20 protein-coding genes are annotated in these 22,794 nt (G+C 39.1%); 13 read left to right on the top strand and 7 right to left on the bottom strand.

From position 1 onward, the window contains the following. Positions 1-44 precede the first annotated feature (44 nt). Both AC25Y1_RS14760 and AC25Y1_RS14765 read left to right on the top strand, forming a co-directional pair. The gene (locus AC25Y1_RS14760) at positions 45-533 is read left to right on the top strand and encodes a DUF7878 domain-containing protein (RefSeq protein WP_488148763.1); all 489 of its coding nucleotides are present in this window, start codon (positions 45-47) and stop codon (positions 531-533) included. A 247-nt stretch (positions 534-780) separates the two neighbouring features. Continuing rightward, the gene (locus AC25Y1_RS14765; RefSeq protein WP_488148764.1) at positions 781-1,266 is read left to right on the top strand and encodes an amidase domain-containing protein; all 486 of its coding nucleotides are present in this window, start codon (positions 781-783) and stop codon (positions 1,264-1,266) included. Positions 1,267-1,308: 42 nt separating this feature from the next. Here the strand turns inward: AC25Y1_RS14765 and AC25Y1_RS14770 are convergent, their stop codons facing one another. Both AC25Y1_RS14770 and AC25Y1_RS14775 read right to left on the bottom strand, forming a co-directional pair. After that, on the bottom strand, positions 1,309-2,154 hold the full coding sequence (locus tag AC25Y1_RS14770; RefSeq protein ID WP_488148765.1) for a DegV family protein: 846 nt from the start codon (positions 2,152-2,154) through the stop codon (positions 1,309-1,311). Between the two features lie 439 nt (positions 2,155-2,593). Then, positions 2,594-3,991, bottom strand: a complete 1,398-nt coding sequence (locus AC25Y1_RS14775; protein ID WP_488148766.1) for a dipeptidase — start codon at positions 3,989-3,991, stop codon at positions 2,594-2,596. Between the two features lie 174 nt (positions 3,992-4,165). Here AC25Y1_RS14775 and AC25Y1_RS14780 point away from each other — a divergent pair, with 174 nt between their 5' ends. From AC25Y1_RS14780 to AC25Y1_RS14790, 3 genes are all read left to right on the top strand, one after another. Next, positions 4,166-5,398 (top strand): hemolysin family protein, encoded by a 1,233-nt coding sequence (locus tag AC25Y1_RS14780; RefSeq protein WP_488148767.1) that lies wholly within the window; start codon positions 4,166-4,168, stop codon positions 5,396-5,398. Between the two features lie 108 nt (positions 5,399-5,506). Beyond that, entirely contained in the window at positions 5,507-6,052 is a 546-nt protein-coding gene (locus AC25Y1_RS14785; protein WP_488148768.1) for an RNA polymerase sigma factor, read from the top strand. 110 nt (positions 6,053-6,162) lie between these two features. Continuing rightward, positions 6,163-7,599, top strand: coding sequence for a phospholipase D-like domain-containing protein (locus AC25Y1_RS14790; protein WP_488148769.1), 1,437 nt, complete (start codon positions 6,163-6,165; stop codon positions 7,597-7,599). A 259-nt stretch (positions 7,600-7,858) separates the two neighbouring features. Here AC25Y1_RS14790 and AC25Y1_RS14795 read toward each other — a convergent pair whose 3' ends face one another. Both AC25Y1_RS14795 and AC25Y1_RS14800 read right to left on the bottom strand, forming a co-directional pair. Further along, the gene (locus AC25Y1_RS14795) at positions 7,859-8,044 is read right to left on the bottom strand and encodes an SE1832 family protein (RefSeq protein ID WP_488148770.1); all 186 of its coding nucleotides are present in this window, start codon (positions 8,042-8,044) and stop codon (positions 7,859-7,861) included. A 26-nt stretch (positions 8,045-8,070) separates the two neighbouring features. Beyond that, complete coding sequence (locus AC25Y1_RS14800) at positions 8,071-9,099, bottom strand: PseG/SpsG family protein (protein ID WP_488148771.1); 1,029 nt, start codon at positions 9,097-9,099, stop codon at positions 8,071-8,073. Between the two features lie 168 nt (positions 9,100-9,267). Between AC25Y1_RS14800 and AC25Y1_RS14805 the strand changes: the two genes are divergently transcribed. After that, positions 9,268-11,136 (top strand): cation:proton antiporter, encoded by a 1,869-nt coding sequence (locus tag AC25Y1_RS14805; protein ID WP_488148772.1) that lies wholly within the window; start codon positions 9,268-9,270, stop codon positions 11,134-11,136. A 52-nt stretch (positions 11,137-11,188) separates the two neighbouring features. Here the strand turns inward: AC25Y1_RS14805 and AC25Y1_RS14810 are convergent, their stop codons facing one another. From AC25Y1_RS14810 to AC25Y1_RS14820, 3 genes are all read right to left on the bottom strand, one after another. Next, positions 11,189-11,821 carry a hypothetical protein gene (locus AC25Y1_RS14810; RefSeq protein WP_488148773.1) on the bottom strand — a complete coding sequence of 211 codons (633 nt, stop codon included), beginning with the start codon at positions 11,819-11,821 and terminating at the stop codon, positions 11,189-11,191. Further along, positions 11,805-12,308, bottom strand: a complete 504-nt coding sequence (locus AC25Y1_RS14815; RefSeq protein WP_488148774.1) for an RNA polymerase sigma factor — start codon at positions 12,306-12,308, stop codon at positions 11,805-11,807. The genes AC25Y1_RS14810 and AC25Y1_RS14815 overlap by 17 nt, the downstream gene beginning before the upstream one ends. A gap of 322 nt (positions 12,309-12,630) precedes the next feature. Continuing rightward, positions 12,631-13,905 carry a tetratricopeptide repeat protein gene (locus AC25Y1_RS14820; protein ID WP_488148775.1) on the bottom strand — a complete coding sequence of 425 codons (1,275 nt, stop codon included), beginning with the start codon at positions 13,903-13,905 and terminating at the stop codon, positions 12,631-12,633. Between the two features lie 382 nt (positions 13,906-14,287). Here AC25Y1_RS14820 and AC25Y1_RS14825 point away from each other — a divergent pair, with 382 nt between their 5' ends. The 7 genes from AC25Y1_RS14825 to AC25Y1_RS14855 all read left to right on the top strand — a co-directional run bounded on the left by AC25Y1_RS14825 (position 14,288) and on the right by AC25Y1_RS14855 (position 22,544). Next, entirely contained in the window at positions 14,288-14,533 is a 246-nt protein-coding gene (locus AC25Y1_RS14825) for a hypothetical protein (protein ID WP_488148776.1), read from the top strand. A gap of 247 nt (positions 14,534-14,780) precedes the next feature. Further along, positions 14,781-15,458 (top strand): ABC transporter ATP-binding protein, encoded by a 678-nt coding sequence (locus AC25Y1_RS14830; protein WP_488148777.1) that lies wholly within the window; start codon positions 14,781-14,783, stop codon positions 15,456-15,458. Continuing rightward, positions 15,458-17,890, top strand: coding sequence for an ABC transporter permease family protein (locus tag AC25Y1_RS14835; RefSeq protein ID WP_488148778.1), 2,433 nt, complete (start codon positions 15,458-15,460; stop codon positions 17,888-17,890). The genes AC25Y1_RS14830 and AC25Y1_RS14835 overlap by 1 nt, the downstream gene beginning before the upstream one ends. A 98-nt stretch (positions 17,891-17,988) precedes the next feature. Next, positions 17,989-18,747: a Fic family protein gene (locus AC25Y1_RS14840; protein WP_488148779.1), complete on the top strand. Its 759-nt coding sequence runs from the start codon at positions 17,989-17,991 to the stop codon at positions 18,745-18,747. A 309-nt stretch (positions 18,748-19,056) separates the two neighbouring features. Continuing rightward, positions 19,057-21,216: a DNA topoisomerase III gene (locus AC25Y1_RS14845; protein WP_488148780.1), complete on the top strand. Its 2,160-nt coding sequence runs from the start codon at positions 19,057-19,059 to the stop codon at positions 21,214-21,216. A 174-nt stretch (positions 21,217-21,390) separates the two neighbouring features. Next, a complete protein-coding gene (ybaK, locus tag AC25Y1_RS14850) occupies positions 21,391-21,888 on the top strand; it encodes a Cys-tRNA(Pro) deacylase (RefSeq protein ID WP_488148781.1) in 498 nt (165 codons plus the stop codon). A 26-nt stretch (positions 21,889-21,914) separates the two neighbouring features. Then, positions 21,915-22,544 (top strand): YczE/YyaS/YitT family protein, encoded by a 630-nt coding sequence (locus AC25Y1_RS14855; protein ID WP_488148782.1) that lies wholly within the window; start codon positions 21,915-21,917, stop codon positions 22,542-22,544. The last annotated feature ends 250 nt before the right edge of the window (positions 22,545-22,794 follow it).

The raw sequence follows: 22,794 nt of genomic DNA on the forward strand, positions 1-22,794 counted from the left end.
ACTGCTCAAATACTTTTGAAAATGATAGGATATGATGAGAATATATGGACGGCTTTTCCGGTAAAATAATATTTGAATACGATTTTGTAAATAATCCGAACTATATTTCTGATGAAAACCAGAGGGATATTCCTTTGATTTTGGGCGTCGAGGCTATTTTTAGGATTGAAATTAATGGTGAGTTATACTTTGAAGAGGAACTAGCTTTATTAGAATTATACAAGTCTTTATTTAGGTGGAAAGAAAAAATGAATGAAAATGAGACATCAGAATTCCATTATTATTCAGTCGAGCATGCCGATTACGATGATGGATCTATAATTTCTTTGATGCCTTTTTCTGATAAAGCTAGAATAAAATCCATTTGGGGAAAACCTAATATTAATAACGTTTTTGATGTAACTTATATTGTAAACGAATTTTTAGTTTTAGAGCAAAAAATGAAAGAAGACATTGAAAGTCATTTTAATATTGAATTAAAATACTTTATAAAACATATTCCATACAGCACCAACAGTTTGTTAATCGATTAAAAAGAAAAAAGAGGCGGAGACAAAACCCTGTGAAATAGAAAAAGAACGGTAGCTTGAATGCTGTTTTGCATTTCACACGCTAATTTTAAAAGAGGGAACAGTCATCAAAAATGGTGACTGTTCCCTTTTTGGACTACTATCGGCTAGTTATGTCCTAGCCTATTTGTTTATATTAATTTCATGTGTGCAATCCAATATTCATGAGGTCTCTAAAATACTCATAGATTAGGGTAGGAGGAGATTTGTGTTGTACGACCGATTAGCAGCTGTTCAGTACGCCGATGAATGGTGGAATAGTTATAATCCGGCTTATCCGAAATTCGATGTTGACTGTACAAATTATGTTTCACAATGTCTGCGGGCAGGCGGAGCGCCAATGTGGGGATATCCAAACCGCGAAAGAGGATGGTGGCTTGGCGGAGGAACTTGGAGTTTTAGCTGGTCAACATCTCATTCGCTAAGATGGTATCTTGCCGGATCGACACAAGGCTTGACCGCAACACAAGTGAGTTCGGCAGATCAATTGGATCTTGGTGATGTGATTGTTTATGACTTTCAAAACGATGGAAGATTTGACCATTCAACGATAGTGACAGCGAAAGATGGTTCAGAGCCACTCGTCAATGCACATACGTATAATGTGAAACATCGGACTTGGGACTATAAAGATTCGTATGCATACAGGCCCAATGCCAAGTATATTTTTTTCAAGATTAATGATAACTTCACATGAAAAATGCAGCCCGTCACTTAACTACGGGCTGCATTTTACTGTTCACTCATACCATAAAACGGCTAGGGTACCTTCGCCCGCATGAACTGCGAGAACGGTACTAATATCGCCGATTTCAACTTCAACTTCGGGAACTTGTTCCTTAATAAGGTTTTTTAAATGCTCAGCTTGCACAGGAACATTTCCTTGCATTAAGAAGATTTTATTAACACCAGCGCGGTGGCCGTCAGCTACTTTGTTGACCAAATATTGTAAGGCTCTTTTTTCTGAACGCACTTTATCAATCGCTTTAAGTTCACCTTCCGTGGAAATTTGAACAATTGGCTTCACTTTTAAAATACTACCTAAGTAAAACTGAGCGGCACTCATTCGCCCGCCCTTGTACAATTGATCGAGCTTACCGATGAGGATAAAGTTTGTGCATCGCCCTACCATTTTCTCTAACTCTTCTTTTATTTCCGAGACCGATGAACCGTTTTCATGCATTTCCATCCCGCGGTGGATTAAACCTGTGATCCCATACGAAAGGGACAGTGAGTCGATGAATGTAATCGGAAAACCTGCAATTTCAGCTCCGCCACTAGAAGATGTTAATGTGCCACTCATTTTTTTGGAGACGTGGACTGCAATTGCTTCATCGTAATTCTCTGCGATTTCTTTATATCGCTCGGAAAACTCACCTGCGGATGGTTGCGAGGTCTTAGGAAACTCTTCAGCATTCTTAATCTTTTCATATAGTTGCTCTGGTGTTAAATCGATTCCATCAATATATTGCTTTTCACCAAAATGTATATTGAGGGGAACCGAAAAGAAATCTGGGTGTTGTTGTAGTTCTTCAGGAACATAGGCAGTACTGTCTACAATCCATGCTAATGGTTTTTTAGTCACTCGTAAAATCATCCTCTTTTGTCATTTTTTCTGTTAAAAATATTATACCATGGAAAGTAATTTCCGTGTAGGTGAGTATTATTTACTATTCTCATAATAAAGAAGTCATAGTCATTGTATTGGAACAGATAAAGTAAAACCACTGTCAAACCCTGTACGGGAATAAACCAACGAGCAACGGGAATAACATCACGCAGAGCGAGAACAACGGAGCACGCACCGATCATAAAACCACCGTTAAACCCGATACGGGAATAAACCGACGAGCAACGGGAATAACGTCATGCAGAGCGAGNCACGCAGAGCGAGAACAACGGAGCACGCACCGATCATAAAACTCCCGCCAAACCCGGTACAGGACCTTATCCGGGGTACAAGGATAATATGAAAAATCGGGTACTGAATAATGGATTATTCAGTACCCGTTTTATATGACAACTTATTTCTTCAATTCATCTTTCGTAAAGTTCTCAATCTCATAATAATAATCGCCAATCACGCGAAGTCCTTGGTCGAAGTTTTCTAAATGGAAGTGCTCGTTAGGTGCATGGAAGTTCTCAGTGGACAATCCAAAGCCCATGAGGACAACTGGGAGTTCCAATATCTCATCAAATGCTGCAACGATTGGAATCGAACCGCCGCCACGCGTATAGGCAGTGGGAACGTTGTATACTTTTTCGTACGAACGGCCTGCTGCTTGAATTGCAGGGTGGTCGAATGGTGTTATAAACGGTTTACCTTTGTCGAATTCAGTCACAGTTACAGTAACACCAGCCGGTTTATATTTGTCAATATGCGCTTTTAGTTTTTCAACAATTTCATCTGGATCCTGATCTGGAACAAGTCGACATGTAATCTTTACACCAGCCTCGGCTGGTAACACAGTTTTAATGCCTTCTCCTGAAAAACCACCAAAAATGCCATTAAGTTCTAGCGTTGGCCGGGCCGATGTGCGTTCTAAATGTGAAAATCCTTTTTCGCCAAATAACTCAGGTACATCAATCTCTTTTTTCAAATCATCTTCATCAAATCCGAGCGCTTCATAAGCTTCACGTTCCTCATCACTTAAAGAACGCACATTGTCGTAAAAACCTTCTACTGCGATTGTTCCTTCTTTGTCCCGGAACGATGCCAGTAACTCGACCATCGCGTGAAGTGGGTTTTGAACCCCTCCGCCGTATAAACCAGAATGCAGGTCGCCTTTCGCGCCTTTGACATCGATTTGAACACCGCAAAGACCGCGCAGTCCATAACAAACAGCTGGTTGCCCAGGTCCTTGCATGCCAGTATCAGAAATGACAATGACATCTGCCGAAAGTTTATCTTTATTGTCAATAATATAACTTTCTAGACTTGGGCTACCGATTTCTTCTTCGCCTTCTATTAAAAACTTCACGTTAACCGGTAGACTTCCTGATTCTTTCATTAGCGCTTCAACAGCCTTGATATGCATGAAGACTTGTCCTTTATCGTCACTTGCACCGCGAGCAAATAACTTATTGTCGCGAATTTCAGGTTCAAATGGCGCACTTTCCCATAATTCAAGTGGGTCAACCGGTTGTACGTCATAATGACCGTATACAAGAATCGTCGGTTTTCCTTCTGCGTGAAGCCAGTCAGCGTAAACGACAGGATGCCCACTAGTTTCATCAATAGAAACGTTTTCAAGTCCAGCCTTTGTCAATGAATTTAACAACCACTCTGCAGCTTGTTGCATATCTTCTTTGTGTTCAGATAAAGCACTAATACTTGGAATGCGTAAAAATTCATTTAACTCTTCAAGATGTGTTTTTCTTTGATCTTTGAAATACTGATCTAATTTTTTTAAATGTGTCAATCGAATCCCTCATTTCAATAAGTTTTCCTGCTGAAAATAGTATAGCAGAATTGTGCGAAATGAAGTTAAATTGTCATGTGTTTGATTGGAATTATGGTATGATATGGGGAAATAACTAAAATCTAATGATACATAGATTGAATGAAGAAAAACATCCATAGGAGGAATGTAATTTTGTTTTTCGCACTCGGATTCTTTTTGTTTATGTCGTTTTTTCTTTCTGGAAGCGAAACGGCACTCACTGCAGTAAATAGGATGAAGGTCCAGCTTCGAGTGGATCAAGGCGATGAAAAGTCGGAAAAGTTGCTCAAGTTAATTTCGAAGCCGGACCGTATGATTACTGCAATACTAATTGGAAACAATATTGCCAATATAATGATGCCAACAATTGTCACAATGATAGCCATCGAAAGTGGTTGGCAAGTCGGTATTGCAACGGGTATTTTAACAATTATTATCATCGTCTTCGGTGAAGTATTGCCAAAAACCATTGCAGCAACTTTTGCTGATAAAGTTGCCTATGTTGTTGCGCCGCCTATATCACTGTTCGTGACAGTTCTGAGACCACTTACGGCACTTTTAGGCATGTTTACGAATGTTTTTATTCGCATTATTTCAAAAGGTGCAGTTACGGAAGCGACTTTGACAAAAGAAGATCTTAAATCAATGATGGATATTGCAACGATAGAAGGAACTTTTGAAAAAGATGAAACGCTTCGTTTGAAAGGCGTACTTGATTTTCGTGACAAAGATGTATCGGATGTTCTTGATACACATCGTACGGATGTTGTTGGTTTACCACTCACAGCTACCTACGAAGACGTCCGCGATACGATTCTGGAGTACTTTTACACACGTTATCCTGTTTATGAAGAAAATCTGGATTCCATTGTCGGTATGTTTTATTCAAAAATGTTCATTGAATGGTCTTTACAGCCTGAAAGAAAACTAGGGGAATTCATTGACCGTGATATGATTTATGTTGTTCAATCAGCTAGTGTTGATACTGTATTCGAAAAGATGCTTTTACAGAAAAAACATATGGCAGTGGTACTAGATGAATACGGAGGAACGCTCGGAATCGTCACACAAGAAGATATTATTGAAGAAATGATTGGACAAGACATTGAAGACGAAACAGATATGGACGATGAAGTCCTGATTCATGAAAAAACCGATGACTCACTAACATGCCATGGTCGACTAGAAATTATCGATGCAATGGAACTAATTGGAATTGAATTGCCGACGGATCATGAAACAATTGGTGGATTTGTTTTACAACAATTAGGTCATTTGCCGGAACCAGGGGAACGCTTTTCATATGAAAACTTGCGGTTTGAAATTGAGGAAATGGACCGTACGCGTATCATTCGTATGACCATTACTGCGGAAAGAGATAACTAAATTCGAACCTTACAAGATTGTAAGATTCCTGAAAGAGAATACGATGGCTCCATTTGTCTTTATTGCTGATAATAAGGTTAACAGTAAAAAGACAGGGGCGAAATACAGATGACAAATAATTTAGATGACTTGTATGAAGAATACGGTCGGTATATCTATCATCTATGTTTAAAACTAACGAGAAATAAAGAGGAAGCCGAAGATGTCATGCAAGACGTCTGGGTAAAAGTAATTCGTTACAGTGACCGATTGGATAATATTGACCATTTAAAAGGGTGGTTAACGACAATCTGCATGAATACATTTCGTGATCGCTACAGAAAAAATGTAAGGCATAGCGAACATGTGATGAATCAACCACCTACTTTAGACGTTCCATTACTTGATTTGGTTGCAAGTGATACACTAACACCGGGTGAAATCGTTGAACAAAACGACATTCAAGCGCTGGTTCGCAAAAAAATCGAGCAATTAGATGATATTTATAAGACAACAATTGAATATTTCTATGTCTACCAATATTCGCTTAATGAAATTGCGGAAGAAATGAAAGTGTCCATTGGAACGGTTAAATCACGACTATTCCGCGCAAGAAAATATTTAAAAGAACTGCTGATAGACGATAAAGCAGCTTACGAATATGTTATTGCCTAACTAACAAACACAGCCTACCAATAGCTGTGTTTTTTTGTGCGCAATTGTTTAAAAAACTTGCCAACGGGAACATACCTTTGTCTTAGTTGTTCTGAAGTGGGGTTGTTTAAATGAAAACAAAGAAGAAGAAAATAGTAATTGGAAGCATTGCAATCTTGCTTCTTGTATATATAGCAATGATTGTATGGCATACTTATAAACCGCTCCCACCTGGTCTCTCGTACGAGGGGAAATTGCATAAAACAGATGATGTTCAGATGATTTATGATTTGACGTTTGCGCAGAACGAGAACGGAGACGACATGCAACATGAACTACGTATCTTTGATGAAGTGAATCAAGTCATTGAGAACGCAGAAGAATTTATCGTACTCGACTTTTTTCTGTTTGATCATTATTCTGATGAAGACATTGAGTTTCCAAAAAATGTAGAAACGATGACCACGAATTTAGTGAAGAAAAAGCAAATGAACCCGAAAATGTCGATCACTTTCATTACAGACCCACTCAATATAGGATACGGTTCCTATGAAAACAAATGGTTCGAACAAATGGAAGACGCTGGAATTGAAGTGGTCTACACGGATCTTGACCCACTTCGCGATTCAACGCCTATATATTCTGGCCTCTATCGAACAATTTTCAGATGGTTGGAAATTAAAGGGGAGGGTTGGATCCCGAATGCAATGGCAAGCGAAGCGCCCAAAATGACACTCGCATCCTACATGACATTATTAAATATAAAAGCAAACCATCGAAAAGCAATTGTCAGCGAAAAAGAAGCCATCGTAACATCTTCAAATCCGCACAATGCCAGCGGGTTTCATGGAAATGTTGCAATGAAAGTAACGGGACCGGTCTTAAATGATATTTTAGAAGCTGAAGAAGCGGTAGTGAAATATACGAACGGCGGCACATTACCGAGAGCAGACGTAGATGAAATAGACGACGGGACATATCAAGTCCAATATGTAACAGAGAAAAAAATACTCGATACGATGTTAGCTGATATCGGGAAAGCACAAAAAGGCGATCAAATATTTCTCGGCATGTTTTTGATTGCCGAAGAAAATCTGGTCACGGCGTTTCTTGATGCGGCAGATCGTGGGGTGGATGTAAAAATGATTTTAGATCCCAACGAAAACTCATTCGGCAGTGAAAAAACGGGTTTGCCTAACCGACCAGTTGCACAAAGAATGAAAGAAGATTCAGAGGGGAATATCGATATTCGCTGGTACAATACAGCAATCGGTCAATACCACACAAAGCTAGTAGTTGTCCAAACCGCTGATGAAACATACATTTCCAACGGGGCTGCAAATTTAACTGAGCGTACTTTAAATAATTATAACTTAGAATCTAATCTTCGCATCATTGCGCCTAATGACAGCGAACTCACTCAAGACATCAACGCATATTTTACAAGACTATGGAATAACGAAGACGCTCTATACACGGTAGACTTCGAAAATTATCAAGATGATTTTACATTTTACCAACGAAGTATTATTTGGCTGCAGAAGTTGTTTAAGATAACGACTTACTAAGAATTTTATTTCAGGTGGGTGCTTTCCAGCGGGAGTCGCCACCATTGAATCAACTAATTTCATTAGATAAAGTAGGTTTATGTATGAGTAGAAGGTCCCGACTTGCAAGCAAACTCATTTAAGTGCAAGCAAAACCTATCAAACTGCAAGGGAATTGTATATGACTGCAAGCAAATTAAAAAGAACAATAATAAAAAGGAAAAGTCGCCTACTTTGGACGACTTTTCCTTCATTTTTATATTTAGTTGACAGGACAACCTCACTCAATTTCCGCAAGCATTTTATTCAACATCGCAAGTCTTTCTTCCATAGCGCCTAGGCGTACTTCAGATTTTGCGACGAATTTATTTTGGCCAACGGACTCAAGCTTTTCGATGTCGCCTTGTAAATTAATATACTCCATTTTTAGTTCCGCGATTTCTCGTTCGATTTGTTTTTTATCCAAGGGGAAAACTCCTATCTTTTTCCCCACTATATCATATCGGAGGTACTTTTACCTGCCTTGCTAGTAGACTCACGCCTCGGGTATTCAAGATAATAGAGAATCGCTTCGCATACCATCTTTTGCCCTTCACCTAGCTTAAGCGCAACTTGACGATCAATCGATTTCCGCCTGAGCGGCTCATGAAGAAGTGGTTCCATAATGGCGTTTAAGAGACTAGATTGCTTGATTTTGCGTCCAGGTCCGAGGTGGATAAAACCATGTTTTTCTTTCGGGAAATCGAGTGCCGTTTCAAAGTCGTTTTGCGTCAAAACAATACAGGGTATACCCATAACCGCAATCTCATAAGGCATATAACCCGATGCACAAAGAATGACATCTGCAGTCGATAAAAATTCAGGGAGCGACTCAGGCTGCTCTTGGATGAATGTATTCCGCCGTCCCAAAGCCATGATGCGCAACTCTGTTTTATCGTGTTTATAATTTTCACCTAAAAGCACAGTTACTTTAAGAGGGATTTGCAACTGCAACATATGACGAAGTGCACGGTACGTTAAGTTTCCTAAATCTTCGTCACCAAAAGTAATGACAAGATGGGGAAGGGGACGAGTTTTTGCTTTTCTCAAACCGATATGTTTTAAAGCAGATAGCTGATCATCTGCGATAAAACTCTCATGACCTATGACGTAATGTTCATGTGGTTTTTCATTGGTCTCCGTATAAAGTGTTTGAATAACGAGCTCCGCAAATTCTCCCCCAGCACCGAAGTCATCAAAATGAATAATAGCAGGGACAATCTTTCGAATCCTTTCAACCTCTTCTTGTGACGTAGAGCCACTATCGCGAACGAGGAGATTCGGTTTAGTTTTTTCGAGAATACTTAACAACTCGGAGCTATGCTTAAACGTTATGGTTTTAAATCCTTCAGGGGCAGTGTAAGTCCCTTGTTTAAGAATGAAAATAATTTCAATTGTATCGGGTAATGCCTCGGCAATTACTTTTGCCCGTCGAATAGGGTATGTCCCTTTTCCTTCCGTGTCCTGAATGTAAAATGCCAACATCATTTGTGGTAGTTTGTCTATTAGAATCATCCTTCCTAATCCAAACGTTTTTATTATCTCTTTATCGTATGGTTAGAAAAAATAATTTATGTATTTTTTGGGTTGTACAGAACTTATAGTGTGATAAACTAGTTATTTCAATTAAGGACAAGAGGAGGGGACCCGTTGTTTGACTCGTTATTGTTTGATTTAATGCTCGTCGTTTTGATTGGGGTATTGTCGCAATGGGTAGCGTGGCGATTCCGAATGCCGGCAATTGTAGTTATGTCTGTGGCGGGACTTCTAGTTGGTCCGATTTTTGGGCTAATAAACCCACAGGAAAGTATGGGAGATCTATTTGGTCCGATTATTACATTTGCTGTAGCGCTCATTCTATTCGAAGGAAGCTTAAACCTCGATTTTAAAGAAATTAGAGGATTCAATAAACCAGTACTCAGAATCATTACAATCGGAGCGTTTATCGCTTGGATTGCTGGGTCACTTGCAGCACATTATGTAGCAGGATTGTCCTTATCTGTTTCATTTATCATCGGGGGCTTATTCATAGTAACCGGTCCGACGGTAATTTTACCGCTATTGAGGCAAGCGAAACTGAAACCGCGTCCTGCAGCAATTTTGAAGTGGGAAGGGATAGTTGTTGACCCGTTCGGTGCGCTTCTCGCCGTTTTTGCTTTTGAATTTATTCGATATGTGGACGGGGAAGTGACATTAAACTCATTTCTATTGTTCTTTGCAGCATCCATCTTTGCAGTTCTTTTAGGATGGGGTGTTGCCCGTATTCTTGGGATGGCCTATGAACATGGAAGAGTCCCGGAGTTTTTAAAATCACCGGTAATATTCGCAGTTGTTATTTTTACATTCGTATTTTCGGATGAAATTATGCCGCAAACAGGACTACTAGCGGTAACGGCAATGGGTATGACGATGGCCAATATGCATCTAACGTCAATCCGAGAAATCCGACATTTCAAGGAAAATATTTCGGTGCTCTTAATCTCAGGAATTTTCGTTATGTTGACAGCTTCATTGAATCCAAAAGTACTCATTGAAATCTTCAACTCAAATATTATTTTATATGTTTTGACGATGTTATTTATCGTCCGTCCATTGTCAATCTGGATTTCGACGATTGGCACGGACTTGACAGTGAAAGAAAAGATACTTGTCGGTTGGATTGCACCGCGTGGAATTGTAGCACTCACTGTATCTGGTTATTTTGCAACGATATTATTAGATCATGGGTATCCCGATGCCGAACTACTGACTGCGTTAACATTCGCGCTCGTTTTTGCGACGGTTGTGCTTCACGGCTTTACAATCGGACCACTTGCGAAAAAGTTGAATTTAACGACAACAGACGAATCGGGAATTTTAATTGTCGGGGGAAGTCGATTTGTAGCTGAATTTGCGAAATCAGTCAAAGAAACAGGCAATGAAGTGCTCATTATCGACCGAACTTGGGCTGGCCTAACGCATGCTAGAAAATTAGGATTGAATAGTTTCGTTGGAGATATTCTCACGGAACAGCTTGATTATGAATTGGATTTGACACCTTATCGGTTCATATTGGCGATGTCTAAAATTGACACGTATAATGCACATGTCTGTGAAGAATTTGTGCCGGATCTTGGCCGGGACCATTTGTATCAAACGGCATTTCATTTCAAAAATGAAAATATATCGATGCCAGTTTCAGGCGGCCAGTCACTCTTTACACCTGCCGTTTCCATCTACGATCTTGAAGAGCGAATGGACTCGGGCCATGTCATCCGAAAAACATTCATCACAAAACAATATAGCTACACACAATATTTACCCGAACGCGATGACAAATCAATTCTGCTTTACATTTTGCATGCGGATCGTGCGATAGAATTCTACACACCAGACGTCGAATTACAGGCACAAGCGGGGGATGCAGTGATTTCACTAACGTCACCTGCAAAAACAATCGAGAAGGTAAAAGAAAGACTCGATGAAAACAGCGAGTCACAAATTCCGATTGAAAAAATAGAGGAAATGTTTACGAAATGATGATTTTAAAAGCTGTCAGACCTTGAAAAAAGGGATGACAGCTTTTTTAATCTTAATCCACATAAGTTCCAGTCGAATATTCAATGCCTTCTTCACCAACAAACTTCCTAGGGGCCACTTTTTTCAAGGTATACGTGAATTTTTGCTTACCAGTCACTTCAATCGTATACATATCGTTATTTTTTTTAACTACTTTATATTCGGTAAACTCTCCTACCACTAAAGGAGATTCTTTTATCTTATATTTCGCTAACGCCTCTTCGTAACTTTGATCCAGATCTGAGGTATACGCCGCCCCAACGTCTTGGAATCGATCATAAATGACAAGTGATTCTTTACTAAACATAATTTCAAAATTGGTAGGGCTTGTTGTACTCGTTTGTTTTAATAAGGTTTTATCCCAGGAAGCCGTGACATCCGTGATAAGCGCCCCATTTCCAGCTGACTCGCCTGCACCGCTATAACTTTCGTTGTTGATCAAAACAAAAGTACCAATGCCAATTGAGAGTAAAACGAAAAGTGAAACGATGGTTGGAATCCATTTTCGGAAGTGAAATCCTGTTTTACGCTGGTTCGTTTGGAAAATCTGGCGGCGTGAATTTTCTTTTTGTGTAGCAGAAGGCTGGAATGATTGACCGAGCGTTTCCAACCCTTTTGTCATGTCATCATCAGATAAGTGATTCATTAGTAAATCCTCCTTTCTCTAACTCCTTTTTAAATGCGGCAAGTGCCCGCGACAGACTCATTTTTACTTTCCCTTCTGACCAATTCAAAATGGACGATGTTTCTTTTGTGGAAAAGCCCTGTATCCTTCGCAAGATAATCACTTGCTGATAGCTAGACTTTAATTCACGTAGCGCTTCATAAAATTGTTTTTGTTGCGAATTAAGAAGCGCAATTTTCTCAGGAGATGTATCATCTTTGAGCAAATTAAAATCGATAAAATACGTTAAAGGATTTTTCTTTCTGAAATAACTCATCGTTGTCGTATACGCAATCCGAAAAATCCATGTTTTGATGGAAGACTGTCCCTTGAATTGGTGTTCATTCGCAACTACTTTCAAAAATGTCTCTTGTGTTAAATCTTCGGCAGTATGCGGATCTTTGACCTGAATCAGGATGTAACTGTAAACCGATCCAAAATAGTCATCAAACCACTTCTCACTCGACATCTCTTTCACCTCACTCTACTTACTTAGACGCAATCTATAAAACTTCGTAACGGTTTAAAGAATTTATTGTTTCATGCATCAATTTATTATGTAAATGAAAAGAAGCTTGCCACGGATTGAAAATTTGGCAAGCTAAATGTAGCATTTCGTATTTTGATGTTGAACTCTTTTATGTATTTGTATAAAAAACTTTGTTATCCGCGATTATTTGGTAGTGCGCATCAGCACGTATGCCATGAAAGGAATACTATCAGTTAAATAATTTAAATCGTTTTCCATGTTAAGTAGATAATTTAAATTTTTTGATTGATTTTCGTGGTATTCAGAACCCGCTTTGTATGTTTTTTGTTGCCAGTAAGCATAATTTATTAAGTTCGTATGCTTTTTTATACTGACCTTTAGCAGCATAGTAATTTGAAAAGTCTTCGGCTGCATCTTTCAAGTATTTGCGGTAATCATGTTTTACAAAGTAGTCAATAGATTTTTGTAAATGCTTTTCATATTCACCATAACGATTTTGAAGAAGATAAAACCGACCTTTAATTACTAATAACTGAATTTCATCTAATTTGGTTTTGCACACACTCTCTGCTAGTTTTATACTTTTTTGTATCGATTTTTTATCACCCAACTCCAATAACACGTTGAGCTTTGCACGATAAGAAATGAACAAATCATTGGGGTTATGCTTTTTTTTCTGCGATATACATTGATCTATAACTTCGATTGCTTTGTCGTATTGTTTTCGATCTTTATAAATGAGTGCAAGATTATGTAGAAGTTTTGAATGAGTTGCTTCAGTATCGTCTTTTAAAATATGAAGTCCTTTATTCACATAAAACTCAGCGGACTCGAGATCATTCATTCTCTGATAAAGCACCGCCATTAAATTATAGCATTGGGAGGTGTTACGCCAATTATGTAAATTGAGATAGTGAGATTGTGATTTTTTTACATAGTCAAGTGCTTTGGTATATTGATGGAGGTAATAATAAGCTAAAGCAATATTAAAAGTAAGTCTTGCATGAAGTAAATCATCATCATTCATTTTCAATAATTCTACAAATGGTTGGATGCTTTCTTTGTGCTCTCTCTTGATATAATGATTCAAACCAGAAATGTAATGATACTTTTCAAGGATCTGGTTACCAAGTGAACTAAGTAATTCTGGGATAATATAAGGAACGATTTCCTCTTTATAATGTTTTCCGAATGCATGATAATCACCAGCTTGAAAATAGCCGTTACACATTAGTAAATTGAAATATAATTCCTGATTTAAAGAAGGTATATATTCAAGGTTTTTTTCATTTAACTTTAAAAAGGATTTTATCCCCTCTGTATCTTTCGTTTCTATAAGACGCTCATATTGAATTAATAATACTGCTATTTCCGCGTCCTCTTCATAGCCATTAGTTAAGTATTTGACAGGAATGGATAGGCGATCCGCCAATACACTAAGTGTATCCGTAGGTGGGATAAAACGTGTATTTTCAATATTGCTGTAATGTGGGGCGGAAATGATACCATGACTTACTTCCTCTTGTGTCATCCTTTGATTTTTCCTGATTATCTTCAATCTTTTGCCGATATGCAAAGAAAGTCAACTCCTTCAGTTTTAAATTATAAAAAAAACTGCTTCTATGTTTGTTCTAAGAAAAGTAATTGTAATAAGCACTCTAATTACTGAATTTCATAAAATCTTTGTCTAGGCACAAAGGTTATTGTCAAATAGTTAGGTTTTATGTATTCTAACCATTCAATCTTTGTTGGAAAACATACTAACTATTCCATATGTTGTGTGATAAGCTTAATCTATGTTGTACAGCATAGATTAAGCTATTGCAAGTAGGTAAGAGATTACCAATAATAAAAAGAAAAGCATGAGGAAATTGTTTTTCACAAGAAAATGTTTATTGAAGCTGAATAAACACTCGGAAGGTTAATTAATTTTAATGATATTGGAAGGAGGGGAACTAATGAAGAAAAAATATTATGTATTTATGATTCTTGGAATCGCTTTCGCAACGTTTATCGTCCCAGGCGTATCTATGTGGTTAGGAATTGCAACACCTGCTAATATAATTGCAGATGGTTTCACTGCTGTTTTTGGCGATTCAAAAGGGATTAGCGGTGTATTGGCATTTATGACAGCTGGAGCACTTATTGCCTTAATTTTTTTGGTGGCAACCAGGATTACGAAGAAGATGGAAAAGTCTGCCTAGTACGAAGTATAGATTTTGTAAGTGAAATGTTAATTATAAACATTAAAAGGAGCCAGAAACTGAATATGGTTTCTACTCTTTTTTGTTTTAACTGTTATAAATAATATCCTCCTACAATAGACAAGTTTAGCGATAACTAATCATTGTGCGGGTGTCCATTCATTACTATTTCTGTAGTTAATAAAAGTTGAATCGTTTTACATTACTTTTTACTCTAATAGATGCTTTAAGAATGGGAGGGGTTATGATGATACGCATTAAAAGTTTAAGTAAGTCATTTGGAAATGGGGATGAGTCAAAGGTAATTTTAGAGGATATAGATATCCATCTACTGCCAGGAACGTGGTGCAGCGTAACAGGACCATCGGGGACGGGGAAGTCTACACTATTGAATTGCTTATCTGGTTTATTGAAACCGGACGAAGGATCCGTACATATTGGAAATGATGATATATATAAATTAAATGAAAATCAGTTAAGTGATTTTAGACGGAAGAATATTGGTTTTGTCTTTCAAGACTTTAAATTGCTCCCACATTACTCAGTATTGGATAATGTCATGCTCCCACTGCTTTATGATGAAGATTCGAAAGAGTTGGCACTCAAAGCTAAATACCTATTGACGGAAGTGGACATTCAGGAACACTTATTTAACCGGCTGCCTGCTAATTTATCGGGTGGTGAAAAACAACGTGTGGCAATTGCACGGGCTTTAATTGCGGAGCCAGATATTCTGCTTTGTGATGAACCGACGGGTAATTTAGATGTACATAATCGAAATCAAATAATGGATTTACTAGGTCGAGTAAAACAACGTGGCCAAACGATTGTTGTTGTGACGCATGATGAAGAGGTGGCAGCTCTTGGAGATATTGAGTTCCAATTGAGACATGGGACTTTACGAGAAGTCGTGATCACGAAATGATGAAAATGGCATGGAAACGAATTTTTAATCGCAAAGCAATTTCGATGATGACTGTATTAGCGATGATTTGTATTTTTACCATTGTCCCTTTGGGCATTCATTATGCCCAGGAGTCTAGATTGACAGTCAAGGAAACAATTGAACAGTTTGGAAGGGGCTCGTATGACATACTAGTTCGTCCAGCTGAGTCACGTTCTGATATTGAGAAAACACTTGGGGTTGTTGAGGAAAATTATATTGGTGATGGACTTGGTGGGATATCGCTTGTAGAGTGGGAGACTATTAAAAAAAATGAAGATGTGGATATTGCAGCTCCTGTTGCTTCGTTGGGATATTTTTCTGGTGAGCAAACCGCTGTCCGAATTCCAACATTAGAGCATCCTGCAAGAATTACTTGGCAATATTATACTTCTGACGGGATAAATAGTTATCCGATTGGCGAAGAAAATAAACTTGTCTATTTTGAATTTATCGACACACAAGAGCTTTGGTCCATTCAAACATTTGCCTTAACGGATGGAGATTTTGGACATGACATGATATTACCACAAAACTATTACTTGCTAACAGCTATTGATGTCGAAAGTGAAGAGAGATTGACGGGTATTGACTTTACAGATTTAACGCGAGAGTTGAATGGTGGAGAAGCCCAGGAGTTGGATATGTTTTTAAGTTATCGTGAAAACCCGCCTGTTATCCCTATATTGCAACGAAGTGAACTGACTATTCCACTCTTTTTAAATTTGGAAGTTGAGAGATTGGATATTTCACTTGAAGAATATGGCGAGAAACACGGATTCTCAGTTGATTACTCAATCTATCATCATGAGAGGGAAGATGAGGAGATAGAAGAAATCGCAAGTGCGGTTAGAGAGGAGCTACTTGCTGAAAAAGCGATACTAATAACAAATCATAAATTAAATTTAAGTAGTTATCAAAGCCCATTTAACGGATCCTATTTGGAAATAACCAATGATTTTCAACCTAAGACGGTCGACTATGGCGGATATGGATCGAACGACACGGGGGTTTATTATTCGGCTTCAAAAACCCAATACGAGGTGGTTGATGAAAAAATAACAGTCGCAAAAATTGAAGAGGGTCAACCGCCGTTGTATAAAGAGATTGTCCAGCAAGGATATAGTTATTTGGATGTCTACCCATTTAAAGCGGATTTTATGCTTTGGCAAATGGGTACGTTCTCTCCGAATCAAGAAGAAAGTCAATTGACTTCAAGTCCGCTTGGTATTTATACGACGGAAGAAGTAATAGCCGCTGATGGAACCGTTATTACACCTACGATTAGTCCTGGAAGCTTCATCGCAACACCAGCTGCGGGGGTCACGACACTTGAGGCGGCGGAAATTATTAAAGGCGAAAAGCCAATTGATGCCATTCGGATTCGTGTAGCGGGAATTGAGTCTTACGATGCGGCAGCGCAGTTAAAGATTGAAAATCTAGCGACCGATTTATTGGATCAAGGATACGAAGTTGATATCGTTGCAGGTTCTTCATTCAAAAAGATGGAAATGGATGTTGAGGGAATCGGGCTTGTTACTGCACCTTGGACGACATTAGGTGTAGCGCAATCATTAACGTCTAGCTGGAATATGATTGCACTACTGAATACGGCATTATTTGCACTGTTCGGAGTGGCTTGGTTTGCGTCCCGTCTTTTATTTGAACGGAGTGCACTTGCGGCTGAAAATGATGTGTTATATACGTTAGGTTGGCGAAAAAATAAAATCAGATTCCGGAATTTCAGTGAACAACAAATCTTAATTTCTTCTGCATTTATAATTAGTATGATTATCCTTTTAAGTTTTAAATCTAGCGGATCTCTTTTCATAATTCCCGCCGTTCTTTGGTTGATTACACTTGGTTTAGCAGGGGTTTTATTCAAAAGAGAGAGTAAACCTGTTGAAAGAATCGAAGCATATAAAAGGTGGTCAGGTTTATTTCACTACCGCAAATTAATCGTCCCGACGATGCTTGTTTTAACAATTTCTGTCGTATTGATTTCAATTCAATCGGCGACACTGCTAGCTTCAATAGCTGAGTCTCTTGAAACGAGTTTAGGGGAATTTACAATTCAAGTGACGCTTTATTTACAACTGGTCGTTTTAATTGCGACAGTGGGATTAGCGTTAATTAGCGTCAGTGAAGCAATCAATGCCATTTTGAATGCACGAAAAACAGAATTCCAAATGTATCATACGATTGGCTGGACAAGAGGGATGATTCGAAAACATTTCAGCAAAGAAGTGGCGTTATGGGCTGGAGCGTCTATTATTGTCGGCTGTGTGATTAGTGTTGTTATCCTTTTAATAATGGGTATTTCGGCAAAATGGATGATGGCTGGTGCAGTGGGTGCCCTTCTGTTGATAGTAATCCCGATGACGATTATGGTTAGGCTAAGAAAATATCGATGAAGTAATCCCTAGTGTCGAATAATTGATTTCATTTAGATACTGTTGGGCAATACTTAGAGGACTAGAATCTAAATTATCCAGGTTGGAAGGGGGATTTTATGAGACTTCAAGAATTAACCTATCTAAAAGAAGAAATCAATCGTAAACGTCCAACTGCCGCTGATTTAATGAAAACAATCGCCCAGAAGTTCCGCGAAGAATGGACGTATCATACGAATGCCATTGAAGGAAATACGATGACTCTACAAGAAACTTCCTTTTTTCTTCGCGAAGGCCTAACTGCAAAAGGGAAAACCTTGCGTGAACATTTTGAAGTGATTAATCACAGTGAAGCTGTGTACTATCTTCAAGACGCGATTCATGACAGAGAACTATCTGAAGGGCTCATCAAAGAATTTCACGCGATGTTGTTCGAAGGGGTAAAATTTTGGGAATCAAAATTAAAAGTCACACCGGGTGCATATAAAAACCAAGACAATCATGTTCTTACACCAAGCGGAAAAGTTCACTACTATGCCCCGGCAGTTCAAGTGCCGTTAGAAATGGAAAAATTAATGGAATGGTATGAAGAACAAAAAAACGTTGAGCATCCAATTATGATTGCAGCAAAGTTCCATCATCTCTTCGTCGGTATCCACCCTTTTCAAGACGGCAATGGAAGAGTAGGTAGATTGTGTATGAACTTTATTCTCATGAAAGCAGGCTATCCCCCGGCAATCATCAGACAGGAAGAGCGATTGGACTATTATTTAGCGCTTGAACAAGCCGATAATGGAGACATCACTCCTTTCGTTGAGCTGATAAAGTTAGGTGTCGAGCGTAGTTTGAAAACAATGGCAGAGGTTTTAATTCGTTAATATGTTTTATTTAACTCCCTTTAATCGATAACGTCGATTATGGGGATTTTTACTAATTTGTTGTAAGTTCCAATTTGCTTGCACTTGCACCATGTTTGGTTGCACTCAATCTGGGTTTGCTTACACCAACATGCCATTTGCTTGCACTCACCCCAGCTTTCCTTGCACTCAAAAGATTTTGCTTGCAAATCAGGACTTCTGAACCATCTTCCCGACGCAACAATTCCCCCAACAACCCATTCATTCGCCCGACATGCACCAAACTGCATTCTGCTCTATAATAGGGATATGTAGAAAGGGGATTTACCTATGTCTAAATCACTTGTATTAGCCGAAAAGCCCTCTGTTGCGCGTGATATTGCGCGAGTGCTTGGCTGCAATAAAAAAGGAAACGGGTTTTTAGAAGGAACAAAATATATCGTCACATGGGCGCTTGGCCATTTGGTGACGCATGCCGATCCAGAAGGGTATGGCAATGAATATAAGGAATGGAAGCTTGAACATTTACCGATTATTCCAGATCCATTCAAACTCGTTCCGATTCGGCAAACGACGAGACAATTCAATGCGGTGAAAAGCCAGTTACGTAGAAGCGACGTGTCCGATGTCATAATCGCGACGGATGCAGGACGTGAAGGTGAACTTGTCGCACGTTGGATTTTGGAACAAACGAAATGTAGAAAACCTGTCAAACGCTTATGGATTTCATCCGTGACAGACAAAGCCATCAAAGATGGATTCAATAATTTGAAACCAGGTCGTGCCTATGAAAATCTCTACGAAGCGGCGGTTGCTCGTGCAGAAGCAGACTGGGTTGTCGGCATTAATGCGACGCGGGCACTAACTGTAAAACATAATGCCCAACTTTCAACAGGGCGCGTTCAAACGCCAACGCTTGCGATGATTGCGGAACGTGAAAAACAAATCAACGGATTTAAACCGAAAGCTTATTACGGCATGCAGGCGATTACTGAAAAAGCCACATTTACGTGGAGCGACAACGCCGGTCAATCTCGTTCTTTTGATAAAGAAAGCATTGAAAAACGACTCGAAAACTTAGACGGCGTTCATGCCGGGAAAATAAGAGACGTCAAAACATCACCGAAATCACAGCCGGCACCTCATTTATTTGACTTAACAGAGCTTCAAAAAGAAGCACATAAACGTTGGTCTTGGTCAGCAAAAGAAACACTTTCGACACTCCAAAATTTATATGAACATCATAAAGCTGTGACCTATCCTCGTACAGATTCAAAACATTTAACGTCGGATATGGAAGAAACGTTGAAAGAGCGCATTAAAGCAGTTGATTTTGGTCCATTCCGTAAAACGACGAATGCACTTCTTCGTTCCGGTAAGATAAAACCGCAAAAAGGCGTCATTGACGATAAAAGAGTTTCAGATCACCACGCGATTATTCCGACAGAGGAAACGCCGATTTATCAAAAGCTATCAGATCGTGAACAACGACTTTATGAATTAATCGTCAACCGTTTCCTCGCAGTTTTCTTTGGTCCATTCCGTTATGATCAAGTAACCGCTGAGCTTGTCGTTGGGAATGAAACATTCAATGCAAGAGGGCGGACGGTTACGGATGAAGGCTGGAAAAAAATATACGCGTCAGACAATGATGCTGTAGAAACACTACCTTCATTCAAAAAAGGCGAAGACGTAAAAGTTCGCGCAGTGACGATGACAGAGGGTAAAACAACGCCTCCTGCTCGTTTCAATGAAGGAACACTTCTTGCAGCAATGGAAAACCCAACGCAATTTATGCAAGGTGAGTCTAAAGATTTGATCAAAACAATTGGTGAATCGGGCGGACTGGGGACAGTTGCGACCCGCGCAGATGTAATCGAAAGATTGTTCAAGTCATTCGTGATTGAGAAAAAAGGAAATGATATTTTCACGACATCAAAAGGACGCCAACTTCTTGAATTAGTACCGGAGGATTTGAAATCACCAGCACTCACGGCAGAGTGGGAACAAGGCCTGACGAAAATTGCCAATGGGAAAATGAAAAAAGCAGCCTTCATGAAAGATATGATCGCCTTTTCAAAGCAAGCCGTCACTGAAATTAAAACGGATGATAAGAAATTCAAACACGATAATGTCACGGGAAGAACTTGCCCGGATTGTGGAAAACTTCTTCTTGAAGTGAACGGAAAACGTGGGAAAATGCATGTTTGTCAAGACCGTGAATGTGGTTATCGCCGCAGCATTTCTAGACAGACCAATGCGAGATGCCCTGTATGTAAGAAGAAATTGGAGCTACGCGGAGAAGGCGATGGTCAAATTTTCGTTTGTTCTTGTGGCCATCGAGAAAAACTGTCGGTATTTGAAAAACGACGTAAAGAATCGGGCGGCAAGCGAGCGGGTAAAAAAGACGTCCAAAATTATATGAAAAAACAAGAGGAACCAGAAAATACAGCAATGGCAGATGCATTGAAAAAACTTTTCGATAAATAATAACTGGCTGCCTGGAAATGGCAGCCGATTGTCTGAGGAAACTCTTTTACCGCATAAAAGAGGAAATTCTTTTACTGTATAAAAGAGGAAATTCTTTTACTGTATAAAAGAGGAAACTCTTTTACTGTATAAAAGAGGAAGCTCTTTTAACTATATAAAAAGTGGTGACTACATATGGCAAAACCCAATAAAGCAGCCAAAACGAATGCTGTCCGAATACTAGACGGTGAAAATATCCAATACCAGCTGATGGAATACGATGTGAGTGACGGTCATGTGGACGGGGTCTCCGTGGCGAAAAAAACAGGACAAGCAGACGAAGCTGTTTATAAAACACTTGTTACAAAGTCAAACCCAAAAGAACTTTTCGTATTTTTAGTACCAGTCGCCCTCGAACTTGATCTTAAGAAAGCAGCAAAAGCAGCGGGCGTTAAGAAGTTGGAGATGCTTCCCTTAAAAGATTTAACGAAAGAGACCGGGTATGTCCGCGGAGGTTGTTCGGCAATCGGCATGAAAAGAAAATATCCAACGTTTATTGATGCATCCGCGTTGGCGTTGTCAGAAGTTATTGTAAGTGCGGGTCGACCAGGTATGCAAATGAAACTATCGCCTAAAGATCTAGGGGTGGCATCAGAAGCTATATTTAAAGATATTGTTAAAACTCAGCAGTAGTTTTAACATTGGAAAGAAGGACTTAAATGAAGATATTTTTATGGAGATGGGCTTTTTTCTTATTCGGCCTGTTAGTCATGGCACTAGGCGTCACAATGACGATAAAAGGGCATCGTCTTGGAATCGGTCCATGGGACGTACTCCATGTCGGCTTCTTTAGAAAGTTTGGTTTAACAATTGGTACTTGGAACGTACTTGCAGGACTTATCATTATTATAATCACGGCAATTGCGCTCAAAAGATTTCCGAAAATCGGTACTTGGCTCAATTTAATATTAATTGGCGTATTCATCGATATGTTCAATTGGTTAATCCCAGAAATTGAAAGCCTCGGTGCACAAACTGTGATCTTTATGTTAGGTGTTGTCGTCATGAGTTACGGCGCCGGAATTTACGTATCACCTAATGTTGGAGCTGGCCCACGCGACAGCCTAATGCTTGTCATCGTCGATAAGTTCGGAATAAGTCTCAGAAAAGCACGTACCATCATCGAGGTACTTGCCGCAATCGCAGGCTGGCTCCTCGGCGGCCCAGTAGGTATTGGAACAGTAATCGTCGCCATCGTAATCGGCCAAATCGTCCAATATGCACTACCACAAAGTCGAGCAATCCTAATGAAAATTATCGGTGAAACAGATATAAAAGTTTTGTTGTAATACGTAAATTTAATTAAGAAAAAATAAAGTATAGGATGAAGAGTTTTTTATAATTCTTTTCCTGTGCTTTTTTTATATCCTTTTATTCCTCCTGTGTCTTGGCTTGTTTCAGAGAACAACATTCATTATTAACAATAACCCGATAGCGGGAAAGGTTACTGGAATTCTCTCTATCTATAGTGGAATTTATAGTTGATTGAAGTGTAGGTCGGCGACCATACGCGTCAACTTAAGAAAAATTAATGATTAA

The sequence above is a fragment of the Sporosarcina sp. Y1009 genome, assembly GCF_057669865.1.

Excerpts from the sequence above, each read along its gene's own strand:
- AC25Y1_RS14785 (WP_488148768.1), top strand. The coding sequence starts at position 5,507 with ATGACAAATAATTTAGATGACTTGTATGAAGAATACGGTCGGTATATC.
- AC25Y1_RS14825 (WP_488148776.1), top strand. The coding sequence starts at position 14,288 with ATGAAGAAAAAATATTATGTATTTATGATTCTTGGAATCGCTTTCGCA.
- ybaK (WP_488148781.1), top strand. The coding sequence starts at position 21,391 with ATGGCAAAACCCAATAAAGCAGCCAAAACGAATGCTGTCCGAATACTA.
- AC25Y1_RS14790 (WP_488148769.1), top strand. The coding sequence starts at position 6,163 with ATGAAAACAAAGAAGAAGAAAATAGTAATTGGAAGCATTGCAATCTTG.
- AC25Y1_RS14840 (WP_488148779.1), top strand. The coding sequence starts at position 17,989 with ATGAGACTTCAAGAATTAACCTATCTAAAAGAAGAAATCAATCGTAAA.
- AC25Y1_RS14810 (WP_488148773.1), bottom strand. The coding sequence starts at position 11,821 with ATGAATCACTTATCTGATGATGACATGACAAAAGGGTTGGAAACGCTC.
- AC25Y1_RS14845 (WP_488148780.1), top strand. The coding sequence starts at position 19,057 with ATGTCTAAATCACTTGTATTAGCCGAAAAGCCCTCTGTTGCGCGTGAT.
- AC25Y1_RS14830 (WP_488148777.1), top strand. The coding sequence starts at position 14,781 with ATGATACGCATTAAAAGTTTAAGTAAGTCATTTGGAAATGGGGATGAG.
- AC25Y1_RS14760 (WP_488148763.1), top strand. The coding sequence starts at position 45 with ATGGACGGCTTTTCCGGTAAAATAATATTTGAATACGATTTTGTAAAT.
- AC25Y1_RS14855 (WP_488148782.1), top strand. The coding sequence starts at position 21,915 with ATGAAGATATTTTTATGGAGATGGGCTTTTTTCTTATTCGGCCTGTTA.
- AC25Y1_RS14815 (WP_488148774.1), bottom strand. The coding sequence starts at position 12,308 with ATGTCGAGTGAGAAGTGGTTTGATGACTATTTTGGATCGGTTTACAGT.
- AC25Y1_RS14835 (WP_488148778.1), top strand. The coding sequence starts at position 15,458 with ATGAAAATGGCATGGAAACGAATTTTTAATCGCAAAGCAATTTCGATG.